General features: G+C 71.1%; 8 protein-coding genes. 5 read left to right on the forward strand and 3 right to left on the reverse strand.

Annotated features, from left to right (window positions below; genetic code table 11):
- Positions 1-79 precede the first annotated feature (79 nt).
- From ACIREI_RS30820 to ACIREI_RS30840, 5 genes are all read left to right on the forward strand, one after another.
- Positions 80-967: a sirohydrochlorin chelatase gene (locus ACIREI_RS30820; RefSeq protein WP_403339646.1), complete on the forward strand. Its 888-nt coding sequence runs from the start codon at positions 80-82 to the stop codon at positions 965-967.
- Positions 968-1043: 76 nt separating this feature from the next.
- Positions 1044-2297: a deoxyguanosinetriphosphate triphosphohydrolase gene (locus ACIREI_RS30825; protein WP_403339649.1), complete on the forward strand. Its 1254-nt coding sequence runs from the start codon at positions 1044-1046 to the stop codon at positions 2295-2297.
- A 319-nt stretch (positions 2298-2616) separates the two neighbouring features.
- The gene (locus ACIREI_RS30830; protein ID WP_403339652.1) at positions 2617-3882 is read left to right on the forward strand and encodes an NAD(P)/FAD-dependent oxidoreductase; all 1266 of its coding nucleotides are present in this window, start codon (positions 2617-2619) and stop codon (positions 3880-3882) included.
- A 114-nt stretch (positions 3883-3996) separates the two neighbouring features.
- Complete coding sequence (gene dnaG, locus ACIREI_RS30835; RefSeq protein ID WP_403339655.1) at positions 3997-5904, forward strand: DNA primase; 1908 nt, start codon at positions 3997-3999, stop codon at positions 5902-5904.
- A 113-nt stretch (positions 5905-6017) separates the two neighbouring features.
- Positions 6018-7346, forward strand: coding sequence for an RNA polymerase sigma factor (locus ACIREI_RS30840; RefSeq protein WP_403339656.1), 1329 nt, complete (start codon positions 6018-6020; stop codon positions 7344-7346).
- Positions 7347-7467: 121 nt separating this feature from the next.
- Here ACIREI_RS30840 and ACIREI_RS30845 read toward each other — a convergent pair whose 3' ends face one another.
- The 3 genes from ACIREI_RS30845 to ACIREI_RS30855 all read right to left on the reverse strand — a co-directional run bounded on the left by ACIREI_RS30845 (position 7468) and on the right by ACIREI_RS30855 (position 12748).
- Positions 7468-9396, reverse strand: a complete 1929-nt coding sequence (locus tag ACIREI_RS30845) for an ABC transporter ATP-binding protein (RefSeq protein WP_403339659.1) — start codon at positions 9394-9396, stop codon at positions 7468-7470.
- Positions 9396-11129, reverse strand: coding sequence for an ABC transporter ATP-binding protein (locus tag ACIREI_RS30850; RefSeq protein ID WP_403339662.1), 1734 nt, complete (start codon positions 11127-11129; stop codon positions 9396-9398). Before ACIREI_RS30850 ends, ACIREI_RS30845 begins: the two co-directional genes overlap by 1 nt.
- A gap of 161 nt (positions 11130-11290) precedes the next feature.
- Complete coding sequence (locus tag ACIREI_RS30855; protein ID WP_403339665.1) at positions 11291-12748, reverse strand: FGGY-family carbohydrate kinase; 1458 nt, start codon at positions 12746-12748, stop codon at positions 11291-11293.
- Positions 12749-12916 lie beyond the last annotated feature (168 nt).

Here is a 12916-nt window from a genome sequence, read left to right on the forward strand (position 1 = left end):
CACCCCGCCGTGAACCCGGTGTAAAAACCCGTTATTCACGCGCAACGGGGAGGCAACGTCCCGCCGCCACCATCGGTTCATGACGGCGTCGAACCCGCTTCACGACGAGTCCACGACCCTCCCCGCCACGGGGGCCCACCTCGACAGTACGGCGCACCTCATGAACCGGATCAGCAGCCAGCTCACCAGCCAGCTCAGCCTCGTCTCGCTCGACGGCAGGCGGCGCCCCGCCCCGCCCGCGCTCGTCGTCGTGGCCCACGGCAGCCGCGACCCGCGCGCCCTGAGCACCGTACGCGCGCTCCTCGACAAGGTCCGCGAGCTGCGCCCCGGCCTGCCGGTCCGCCTCGGCCACATCGAGCTGAACGAGCCCCTGCTCCCGGACACCCTCGCCTCCCTCGGCGACCGCGAGGCGATCCTCGTCCCGCTCCTCCTCGGCCGCGGCTACCACATCAAACGGGACATCCCCGAGATGGCCGCCGACTCGGAGGTACGCGCACGCGTGGCCGGCGCACTCGGCCCGCACCCCCTCCTGGTGGAGGCCCTCCACGCCCGCCTGATCGAGGCCGGCTGGGACACCCGCCTGGACGAGCCCACCCGCCGCGAGAGCGCGGTGGTCCTGGCGGCGGCAGGCTCCCGCGACCCCGAGTCGAAGGTCGACACGGCCCGCACGGCCCGCCTCCTCGCCGACCGCCTGGGCGTCCCGGTGGTCCCCGCGTACGCGACGACGGCGGCCCCGACGGTCCCCGACGCTCTGCGTGCCCTGGCAGCCAGGGGCCGCACCAGGGTGGCGGTGGCGTCGTACTTCACGGCCCCCGGCCGCTTCGCGACGGAGTGCGCGCAGGCGGCCCCGTGGATCGCGTCGGCCCCGCTGGGCACCCACCCGGCGATGGCGAGGCTGCTCCTTCACCGCTACGACCAGATGCCGGCGACGCCGGTCACGACGGCACCTGAACTGGCATCCGCCTAAACGGACCAAGTTCAGGCGGACGAGCAGGCGAAACACAGTCCCCCCATTTGTCAGTGCCTGCCCGTACTGTCGGTGCATGTACTACGACGAGTCGGCAGTCGAACGCTGGGCCCCCGAACCCGACAAACGCCCAGGCCGCACGGCCTTCCAACGCGACCGCGCCCGCGTACTGCACAGCGCGGCGCTCCGCCGCCTCGCAGGCAAGACCCAGGTGGTCACCCCGGGTACGCACAGCAACGCGTGGGACCCGAGCCCTCGCACCCGCCTCACCCACTCCCTGGAGTGCGCCCAGGTCGGCCGAGAGCTCGGCGCGGCCCTCGGCTGCGACCCCGACCTGGTGGAGGCCGCCTGCCTCTCCCACGACCTCGGCCACCCTCCCTTCGGCCACAACGGCGAAGTCGCGCTGAACGAGTTCGCCGAGGACTGCGGCGGCTTCGAGGGCAACGCCCAGTCCCTGAGACTCCTCACCCGCATCGAACCCAAACGCTTCACCCCGGAGGGCTCGGTAGGCCTCAACCTCACCCGGGCCACCCTCGACGCCGCCACCAAGTACCCCTGGCCCCGTGGAGCCCACCCCACCGCCCCGACGTCCCCGAAGTTCGGCGTCTACGACGACGACCGTCCCGTCTTCGACTGGGTCCGCAAGGACGCCCCCGGCACCCGCACCACCTTCGAGGCCCAGGTCATGGACTGGTCCGACGACGTGGCGTACTCGGTGCACGACGTCGAGGACGGCCTCCACGCCGGTCACATCGACCCCAACTGCCTGCACGCCGAACCGGAGCGCCAGGCGGTCTTCGCGGTCGCCATCGGCCGGTACGTCCCGCACGACACCGACCCGGCGGAACTGTCCGCCGCCCTCGACCGCCTCCAGGAAGAACCGTGGTGGCCGCACGGCTACGACGGCTCGGCCGTCGCCCAGGCCCGCCTCAAGGACGCCACGAGCCAGCTGATCGGCCGGTTCTGCCTGGCCGCCGAGAGCGCCACGCGCGCGGCGTTCGGCAGCGGCCGGCTCACCCGCTACGGCGCCGAACTGGTCGTACCGCACGGAACCCGCATGGAATGCGCGGTCCTCAAGGCCGTCGCCGACCGGTACGTCATGCAGCGCGCCGAGCAGGAGCGGCTGCGCGCGGACCAGCGGATCGTGGTCGCCGAACTGGCCGAGGCGCTCACCGCCCGCGCGCCGGACGGCCTGGACCCGCAGTTCCGGGCCCTGTTCGACACGGCGGCCGACGACCGTGCCCGCAAACGCGTGATCGTCGACCAGATCGCCTCCCTGACGGACGCGTCGGCCCGCTCCCTGCACACGCGGCTCACGCAGAGGCCGTAGGGCGCCCCACGACCATGGCCCGGGCCGGGCCACCGGCGACTGCTCGCCGGCCTCCCGCCGAGAGCGGCCCGAGACGTCCCGCCAACTCCCGGCCATCGCGGGACCCTTGGCCGCGGCGTGGCAGCGCCTGTCCCGGGGCGAGGCAGACGCGCCGCCGGCCTCCTCGGCGGTGCGATCACCCGCCCGTGACGGGTGGGACGCATGGGATGAACGGGCACTCGAAAGTGACCCTGCGTGGCCTGATCGGGTCACCCCCTCTTCCCGCATCACGCTGCGTGCGGGACGCTCGTGTGGCGGCACCCTTACGAGGAGGCATCAAGTGGTCGACGCGGATCAGACATTCGTCATCGTCGGAGGCGGACTCGCCGGGGCGAAGGCGGCCGAGACGCTCCGGACGGAGGGCTTCACCGGGCGGGTGATACTGATCTGCGACGAACGCGACCACCCGTACGAGCGCCCGCCCCTCTCCAAGGGCTACCTCCTCGGCAAGGAAGAACGCGACAGCGTCTTCGTGCACGAACCCGCCTGGTACGCGCGCAACGACATCGAGCTGCACCTCGGCCAGACGGTCGACGCGATCGACCGTACGGCGAAGACGGTGCGGTTCGGCGAGGACGGCACCGTCGTCCACTACGACAAGCTCCTGCTGGCCACCGGCGCCGAGCCGCGCCGCCTGGACATCCCGGGCACGGACCTGGCCGGCGTCCACCACCTGCGCCGCCTCGCGCACGCCGAGCGCCTCAAGGGCGTCCTGGCCTCGCTCGGCCGCGACAACGGCCACATCGTGATCGCCGGCACCGGTTGGATCGGCCTGGAGGTCGCGGCGGCGGCCCGCGAGTACGGCGCGGAGGTCACGGTCGTGGGGCCGGATCCGACTCCCCTGCACGGCGTCCTGGGCCCGGAGATCGGCGGGCTCTTCGCCGAGCTGCACCGCGAGCACGGGGTGCGCTTCCACTTCGGCAGGCGGCTGACGGAGATCGTCGGCCAGGACGGCATGGTGCTGGCCGCCCGCACCGACGACGGCGAGGAGCACCCCGCGCACGACGTCCTCGCGGCGATCGGCGCGGCTCCCCGTACGGGGTTGGCGGAAGCGGCGGGACTGGAGATCGCCGACCGTGCGCACGGCGGCGGCGTGGTCGTGGACGAACACCTCCGCACCTCCGACCCCGACATCTACGCCGCCGGCGACGTCGCCTCCTTCCCGCACGGCCTCTTCGACACCCGGCTGCGGGTGGAGCACTGGGCCAACGCGCTGAACGGAGGCCCGGCGGCGGCGCGGGCGATGCTCGGGCAGGACATCACCTACGACCGGCTGCCCTACTTCTTCTCCGACCAGTACGACTTGGGCATGGAGTACTCCGGCTGGGCGCCGCCGGGGTCGTACGACGAAGTGGTGATCCGGGGGGACGCGGGGAAGAGGGAGTTCATCGCCTTCTGGGTGAAGGACGGCCGGGTACTGGCCGGGATGAACGTGAACGTGTGGGACGTCACAGAGCCGATCCAGCAGTTGATCCGCTCGAAGGCACAGGTGAACACCGAGACCCTGGCGGACCCGCACACCGCCCTTGAGAGCTTGATCGCCTAGGCGCCTGCCGGGTTCCGTCGCCTCGCGGGTGCGCGCCGCGGGGCGGGGCGCGGTGGCCGGCCGCGGGGCCTGGCCGCGCCCAGAGATGTCGGTGCGCCCCCGTAGAATTCACGCGTGGCAGGACGGATCAACGACGAGGACGTGAAGGCGGTACGGGACGCGGTCCCGATCGACGCCGTGGTGTCCGAGTACCTCCAGCTGCGTGGCGCGGGCGGCGGGAACCTCAAGGGGCTGTGCCCCTTCCATGACGAGAAGTCCCCGTCCTTCCAGGTCAGCCCGAGCAAGGGGCTCTTCCACTGCTTCGGCTGCCAGGAGGGCGGCGACACCATCACGTTCGTGATGAAGGTCGACCACCTCTCCTTCTCCGAGGCGGTCGAGCGCCTCGCCGCCCAGGCCGGCATCACCCTGCGCTACGAGGAGGGCGGGTACAACCCCTCCCACCAGCGCGGCGAACGCATCCGCCTGGTCGAGGCCCACAAGATCGCCGCCGACTGGTACGCCGAGCAGCTGGCGACCAGCCCCGAGGCCGACACCGGCCGGATCTTCCTCGCCGAGCGCGGCTTCGACCAGGCCGCCGCCGTCCACTTCGGCGTCGGCTACAGCCCCCAGGGCTGGGACCACCTCACCCGCTTCCTGCGCGGCAAGGGCTTCACCGACAAGGAGATCCTCCTGTCCGGCCTGGCGCAGGAGGGGCGCCGCGGCCCCATCGACCGCTTCCGGGGCCGGCTCATGTGGCCGATCCGCGACATCGGCGGCGACGTGGTCGGCTTCGGCGCCCGCAAGCTGTACGAGGCCGACAACGGGCCCAAGTACCTGAACACCCCCGACACGGCGATCTACAAGAAGTCCCAGGTCCTCTACGGCATCGACCTCGCCAAGAAGGACATCGCCAAGGCCAGCCGCGCGGTCGTCGTCGAGGGCTACACCGACGTCATGGCCTGCCACCTCGCCGGCGTCACCACCGCCATCGCCACCTGCGGCACGGCCTTCGGCGGAGACCACATCAAGATCCTCCGCAGGCTGCTGATGGACAACGGCTCGGCCCGCGTCATCTTCACCTTCGACGGCGACGCGGCCGGCCAGAAGGCGGCCCTGCGCGCCTTCGAGGACGACCAGAAGTTCGCCGCCGAGACGTACATCGCGATCGCGCCGGACGGCATGGACCCCTGCGAACTGCGCCTCGCGAAAGGCGACGAGGCGGTCGCCGACCTGGTCGAACCGCGCACCCCGCTCTTCGAGTTCGCCCTGCGCCAGATCGTCGTCCGCTACGACCTCGACACCCCGGCCGGCCGCGCCGCCGCGCTGGACGAGGCGGCGCCCATCGTCGCCCGCATCAAGAACAGCGGCGCCCAGCACGAGGTGGCCGTCCAGCTCGCGGGCATGCTCGGCATCCTCGACACACAGTTCGTGGTCAAGCGGGTGGCGCAGCTGGCGCGTTGGGCGCGGGAGCGGGGCGGCGGCAGAGGACAGGCGCCGACGGGCCGGGGCCCGCAGCAGCAGTACGACGCGGCCCCCGTGTCCCGGCCGTCGGGCCCTGCCCTGACCCTGCGCAACCCGGTCTACGCCACCGAACGCGAGCTCCTCAAACTCGCCCTCCAGCGCCCCGAGTTGGTCTCCCCGGCGTTCGACGCGTACGGCGTCGACGAGTTCACCGCCGCGCCCTACGCCGCCGTACGCCAGGCGATCATGGACGCCGGCGGCGCGGAGTACGGCATCCAGGACGCGCAGGAGTACCTGGTCCGCGTCCGCGAGGCGGCCCCCGACGACCAGGTCCGCGCCATGGTCACGGAGCTGGCGGTCGAGGCGATCCTGCGCAGGACGGTGGACGAGAACTACGCCGGCGAGCAACTCGTGACGGTCCGCCGCCGTGCCGTGGAACGCCGCGTCCGCGACATCCAGAGCCAACTGGCCCGCCTGGGCGCGGGCGGCGACCCGGCCCAACTGGCCGCCGTGCAGAACGAACTGTGGGTGTTGCAGCAGTACGACCAGGCATTGCGGGGGCAGGGCGCGGCGGCGCTCTGAGCGATACGCGCGATTCGCGTACGACTGGGTAACCGCCCGGTCACGCACCGGACTCAAAAAGTCACCGCACGCCCCTCGTGGCGGCGATGTGTCGTACTCCACACTGGGTTCCGGTGCCTGAGTCCTCGGAGCGCGGCCGGCCCGTTCCTCACGGGTCCCACACCCCCGCGGTTCCGCTCATCGCGTACGGGACGGACAGCGGCGAGGCCGCCGACTCCGCCCTCGAAGCAGCGCTGCCGTATGCCTCGGCAGCGATCACCCTGGAGGTCGCCCCCGTGCAGACCCAGACCCTCGTCCAGACCGACGCCAGTACCGCGACCGGCGCTGACCGCACCGATCCGGAGGCGGAGGCCGACGTTCTCGTCGCGGTGCCGCCGCAGAGCCGTGTCGCGCACCACCCCGAGGCGGAGCCGGAGGCCTCGCCCGAGCCCGCGGAACCGCCCGCGGAGGCCCTGGACGGCGCCGAGGCCACCGACGCCGCCGAGCCGGTCGAAGCGCCGCTGCCGGCCCGCGCCCGCGCCGACAACAGCGGTCCCTCCTCCGACCTGTTCCGCCAGTACCTGCGGGAGATCGGCCGCATCCCCCTCCTCACCGCGGCCGAAGAGGTCGAACTGGCCCGCCGCGTGGAGGCCGGTCTGTTCGCAGAGGAGAAGCTGAGCAGCACCCCCGACCTGGAGAGCCGGCTCGCCCTCGACCTGGACCGCCTGGTCGTCATGGGCCGGATGGCCAAGCGCCGCCTGATCGAGGCGAATCTGCGGCTCGTCGTGTCCGTGGCGAAGAGGTACGTCGGCCGCGGCCTGACCATGCTGGACCTCGTCCAGGAGGGGAACCTCGGCCTGATCCGGGCCGTGGAGAAGTTCGACTACGCCCGCGGCTACAAGTTCTCGACGTACGCCACCTGGTGGATCCGCCAGGCCATGTCCCGCGCCCTCGCCGACCAGGCCCGCACCATCCGAGTGCCGGTCCACGTCGTCGAGTTGATCAACCGGGTCGTCCGCGTCCAGCGCCGCATGCTGCAGGAACGCGGCTACGAACCGACGCCGGAAGAGGTGGCCGCCCACCTCGACCTCTCGCCCGAGCGCGTCAGCGAGGTGCTGCGCCTGGCCCAGGAACCGGTGTCGTTGCACGCGCCGGTGGGCGAGGAGGACGACGTGGCGCTGGGCGACCTGATCGAGGACGGCGACGCGACGTCCCCCGTCGAGTCGGCGGCGTTCCTGCTCCTGCGGGAGCACCTGGAGGCGGTGTTGTCGACGCTGGGGGAGCGGGAGCGGAAGGTCGTACAGCTGCGGTACGGCTTGGCGGACGGCCGCCCGCGCACGCTGGAGGAGATAGGCCGGATCTTCGGGGTGACGCGGGAGCGGATCCGCCAGATCGAGTCCAAGACGCTGAACAAGTTGAGGGACCATGCATTCGCGGATCAGCTGAGGGGCTATCTGGACTGATGCCGTCTGCGGGCGAGTGGGGGTTGATCGCGCAGTTCCCCGCACCCCTGAAAGGGGCGTCAGCTGTACGTCCTCAAGGGGGGCGGGGAACTGCGCGACCAGCCACAACGGACCCGCGGCTTCAGTCCACCTCGGCCACCGCCTGAGCGAACTGCGCCTTGTACAACCGCGCATACGCCCCGTCCGCCGCCAACAGCTCCCCGTGCGCGCCCTGTTCCACGATCGAACCGTTCTCCATCACCAGAATCGTGTCCGCGTCCCGAATCGTCGACAACCGATGCGCGATCACGAACGACGTCCGCCCATGCGCCAGCTTCGCCATCGCCTTCTGGATCAAGACCTCTGTACGGGTGTCGACCGACGACGTCGCCTCGTCCAGCACCAGGATCACCGGGTCGGACAGGAACGCCCGAGCGATGGTGATCAGCTGCTTCTCACCCGCGCTGACCCCCGACCCCTCGTCGTCGATCACCGTGTCGTACCCGTCGGGGAGCGTGCGGATGAAGCGATCGGCGTGAGCGGCCCGCGCCGCCTCCTCGATCTCCCCCCGGCTGACGTCCCTGGACGCCCCGTACGCGATGTTCTCCGCGATCGTGCCGCCGAACAGCCACGTGTCCTGCAGCACCATCCCGATCCCGGCCCGCAGTTCGTCCCGGGACATCCGCGCGATGTCGACCCCGTCGAGGGTGATACGGCCGGACGACACGTCGTAGAACCGCATCAGCAGGTTCACGAGAGTCGTCTTGCCCGCACCCGTCGGCCCGACGATCGCGACCGTGTGCCCGGGCTCCACCGTCAGCGACAGGTCCTCGATCAGCGGCTTGTCGGGGTCGTACCGGAAGGACACCCCCTCCAGCGCCACCCGCCCCCGCAACTCCTCCGGCCGCACCCCTGGCACCGGATCCGCCTCCTGCTCCTCCGCGTCCAGGAGTTCGAAGATCCGCTCCGCCGACGCGACACCCGACTGCACGAGGTTCGCCATCGACGCGACCTGCGTCAGCGGCATCGAGAACTGCCGCGAGTACTGGATGAAGGCCTGCACATCACCGATCGACAGCGAGCCGGACGCGACCCGCAGACCGCCGACCACCGCGACCAGCACGTAGTTGATGTTCGACACGAACAGCATCAGCGGCTGCATCACACCGCTGTTGAACTGCGCCTTGAAGCCCGCCTCGTACAGCGCCTCGTTCTGCTCGGCGAACTGCTGGGCCGACTCCTGCTGCCGCCCGAACACCTTCACCAGGGTGTGCCCGGTGTACATCTCCTCGACGTGGGCGTTGAGCTTGCCGGTCGACCGCCACTGCTGCACGAAGTGCGGCTGCGACCGCTTGCCGACCCGCGTGGCGACCACGAACGACAGCGGCACGGTCACCAGCGCGACCAGCGCCAGCAGCCAGGACACCCAGAACATCATCGCCAGCACACCGATGATGGTGAGCACGGAGTTGATGAGCTGCCCCATCGACTGCTGCAGCGTCTGCCCGATGTTGTCGATGTCGTTGGTCGCCCGCGACAGCACCTCACCGCGCTGACGCTTGTCGAAGTACGACAGCGGCAGCCGTGACAGCTTCGCCTGGACGTCCTCGCGCATCCGGTACATGGTCCGGTTGACGGCCCGGTTCACCAGCCGCGTCGCCACCGCCATCAGCAGACCGGCGACGACGAACACGGCGAGCGCGAACAGCAGGACATTCCCGACGGCACTGAAGTCGATGCCCTGGCCCGGCGTGAAGTCGGTGCTGCGGAGCATGTCGGCGATCTCGCTGTCGCCGCGCTCCCGCATGGACGCGAGGACCTGCCCCTTGGTCATCCCGGGCTCGAACTGCCGCCCGACGATACCGGCGAAGACCAGGTCGGTGGCCTCGCCGAGGATCTTCGGCCCGGCGACCGACAGACCCACGCTCACCACCACGCAGAACAGCAGCGCGTAGATGGTGAGCCGCTCGGGCTTGAACTGCGCGACGAGCCGCCGGCCCGACACCTTGAAGTCCAGCGAGTGCTGATCGGGGCCCCCGCCGGCCATCATCCGCCCCATCGGCCCGGCCATCAGGCAGCCTCCGCTTCCGTCAGCTGGGAGAGCACGATCTCCCGGTACGTCTCGTTGTCCGCCATCAGCTCGTGGTGCCGGCCCGTGCCGACCACCCGCCCCTCGTCGAGCACGACGATCCGGTCCGCGTCCCGGATGGTCGCCACGCGCTGGGCGACGATGACGACGGTCGCCTCGGAGGTCTCGCGCGCGAGCGCAGCCCGCAGCGCCGCGTCCGTCGCGTAGTCGAGGGCGGAGAAGGAGTCGTCGAAGAGGTAGATCTCCGGGCGCTGCACGAGGGTGCGGGCGATCGCGAGCCGCTGTCGCTGACCACCGGACACATTCGTCCCGCCCTGCGCGATGGGCGCGTCGAGCCCGCCCTCCAGCCGCCCCACGAACTCCTTGGCCTGCGCCACCTCCAGCGCGTGCCACAGCTTCTCGTCCGTCGCGTCCGGGTTGCCGTAGCGAAGGTTGGTCGCCACGGTCCCGGCGAACAGGTACGGCTTCTGCGGTACGAGGCTCACGGTCTTCGCCAGCAGCTGGGGGTCGACGTTCGCCACGTCCTCCCCGTCCACGAGCACCCGCCCGTCGGTCGCGTCGAACAGCCGCGGGACCAGCCCCAGCAGGGTCGACTTCCCGCTGCCGGTCGACCCGATCACGGCCGTCGTCTCACCCGGCAGCGCGACCAGGTCGATCGCCTTCAGCACCGGCTCCTCGGCACCCGGATAGCGGAAGCCCGCGCCCCGGATCTCCAGATGGCCGTGCCGGCGCAGCTCCCGCACCGGCGCCTTCGGCGGCACGACACTCGACTCCGTCTCCAGGACCTCCTGGATGCGCTCGGCGCACACCTCCGCGCGCGGCACCATCATGAACATGAAGGTGGCCATCATCACGGACATCACGATCTGCATCAGATAGGCGAGGAACGCGGTCAGGTCACCGATCTGCATCCCGCCGCTGTCGATGCGATGGGCCCCGAACCACACCACCGCGATGGACGACAGGTTCACCACCGTCATGACGATCGGGAACATCAGCGCGAGCAGCTTGCCGGTGCCCGTCGCCATCTCGGTGAGCTCGACATTGGCTTTTCGGAAGCGCTGCTGCTCGTACTCGTCGCGCACGAAGGCACGGATCACCCGGTTGCCGGTGATCTGCTCGCGCAGCACCCGGTTCACCGTGTCGAGACGCTCCTGCATGGTGCGGAACAGCGGCCGCAGCCGTCGCACGATCAAGGTCACGCTGATGCCGAGCACCGGCACGACCGCGACCAGCACCCCGGACAGCGGCACATCCAGTCCGAGGGCCAGCACGATGCCGCCCACGCACATGATCGGCGCCGACACCATCAACGTGAACGTCATCAGCGCCAGCATCTGCACCTGCTGGACGTCGTTGGTCGTCCGGGTGATCAGCGAGGGCGCGCCGAAGTGCCCGACCTCACGCGCCGAGAACGACTGCACCCGGTCGAACACGGCCGCCCGCACGTCCCGCCCGAGCGCCGCCGCCGTCCGCGCGCCGTAGTACACGGCACCGATGTTGCACACGACCTGCGCCAGCGAGATGCCGATCATCAGGGCGCCGTAGGAAAGGATGTAGCCGGTGTCGCCGTTGACGACGCCCGTGTCGATGATGTCCGCGTTCAGCGTGGGCAGATAGAGGGTGGCGCAGGTCTGCAGGAACTGCAGCAGCACCAGCCAGCCGATGGGTTTTCGGTAGGGCCTGAGGTAGGTCCGCAGAAGTCGTATGAGCACGCTGCTTCTCTCGGAGTCGACGACGGGGCGATTGGTTGCCCTTGGCCCCTATCGTCGAACACTCCGGTGGTGTTACCTCAACCGATTAAGCCGTCAGCGCGGCTCCGTACGGCCTTCCGGGTGCGACTCCTACCGGTCTCTTACGTTCCGCTACGGCGCCCCTATGGCCGGAACGCCCCGGGATGCGTCTGCTCCCGCACCGACACGAACTGCTGCCGCACCGCCTGCCCCACCGCCAGCTCCTCACCGGGCTCCAGGACCTGCGCGGCCGCGCCCTGCCAGACCGGCGGGGTGCGCGGATCGAGCGAGCCCTGCGACACACCGAGCGCCCACGCGGCCTGCCGCGCGGCGCCGATCGCCGCATAGTCCGCGGGCTGCGGTACGACCACCTGCGCGCCGAAGAGCATGGGCGCCGCGGCCTGCACGGCGGACAGCTCGGCGGCCGCCCCCAGCAGGAAGACCCGCCGCACCTCGACGCCCCGGCCGCGCAGCACGTCCAGCGCGTCCGCGAGCCCGCACAGCATCCCCTCGAACGCGGCCCGCGCCAGATGCTCCGGCTTCATCGACTCCCGCCGCAGCCCGGCCAGCGTGCCCGCGGTGTGCGGCAGACTCGGCGTCCGCTCACCTTCCAGATAGGGCAGCAGCACGAGCCCATGAGCCCCCGGCGTCGACTTCATCGCCAGGTCGGACAGGCTCTCCAGATCGGGCGCACCGAGGAGTTCGGCGGCACCGCGCAGGGTGCGTACGGCGTTCAGGGTGGTGACGACCGGGAGGTGCATGCCGGTCGCGTCGGCCAGGGAGGTGATCATCCCGGAGCTGTCGACGAGGGCCTCGGGGTGCACGGCCATCACGGACCCGGACGCGCCGAGCGACACGACGGCGTCCCCCAGCCCGATGCCGAGCCCGAAGGCGGCGGCCATGGTCTCGCCGGTCCCCGCGGAGATGAGGAGGCCTTCGGGGGTAGTACCGGCCGCGTCCGCCGGCCCGATCACCTCGGGCAGCATCGCCTGGTGGCCGAGCGCCAGCTCGACGAGATCGCTGCGGTAGGTGCCGGTGGCCGCTGACCAGTACCCGGTGCCGGAGGCCCCGCCCCGGTCTGTGGTCCTTCTCACGGGCCGCCCGAGCAGCTGCCACACCAGCCAGTCGTGTGCCTGCATCAGGACAGCGGCGCGCACCGCGTGCTCGGGCTCGGTCTTGGCGAGCCAACGCAACTTGGTCACCGGCTGCGGGGCCTGCGGCACACACCCCACCGCCTGCGCCCACGCCTCGCGTCCCCCCAGCGCGTCGATCAGATCGGCCGCCGCGACCTGCGCCCGCTTGTCGCCGCCGACCATCGCGGGGCGCACGGTGTTGCCCTGCGCGTCGAGCGGGACCACCGCGTTCTGCTGCGACGACACGCCGATGGCCTGCACGCCTTCGAGCAGCCCGCCGCCGGCCGCCTCCCCGAGGGACAGCAGCCAGGCCTGCGGATCGACGTCGGAGGGACGCGCGCCACCGCCGTCCGGCGACTCCACCGGATGCGGGGCATACCCCTGCCTGAGCACGGCGCCCGTGTCCGTGTCACAGACGACGATGCGAGTGAAATCGGGCGAACTGTCCAACCCGGCGACTATCCCCATGGCCCAAATTGTGCCGTAGCGCTGCGCTGGCTGGGGCCGTGGGCGCCGGAGGGGTGCGTGTGGGTTTTGCGGGTGCGGGTGCGTTGTGGCTGGTCGCGCCCCGCGGCGGAGCCGCATATCGATACAGCCCCGCGTCCCTCAGGGCGTGACAGTGCCCGGCGCCCCGGA

The organism is Streptomyces sp. NPDC093591, from assembly GCF_044764885.1.
GTDB lineage: Bacteria > Actinomycetota > Actinomycetes > Streptomycetales > Streptomycetaceae > Streptomyces.

Bases quoted from the DNA above. Each gene is read 5' to 3' on its own strand.
- ACIREI_RS30855 (WP_403339665.1), bottom strand. From the start codon at position 12,748: ATGGGGATAGTCGCCGGGTTGGACAGTTCGCCCGATTTCACTCGCATC.
- ACIREI_RS30820 (WP_403339646.1), top strand. From the start codon at position 80: ATGACGGCGTCGAACCCGCTTCACGACGAGTCCACGACCCTCCCCGCC.
- ACIREI_RS30825 (WP_403339649.1), top strand. From the start codon at position 1,044: ATGTACTACGACGAGTCGGCAGTCGAACGCTGGGCCCCCGAACCCGAC.
- ACIREI_RS30845 (WP_403339659.1), bottom strand. From the start codon at position 9,396: ATGGCCGGGCCGATGGGGCGGATGATGGCCGGCGGGGGCCCCGATCAG.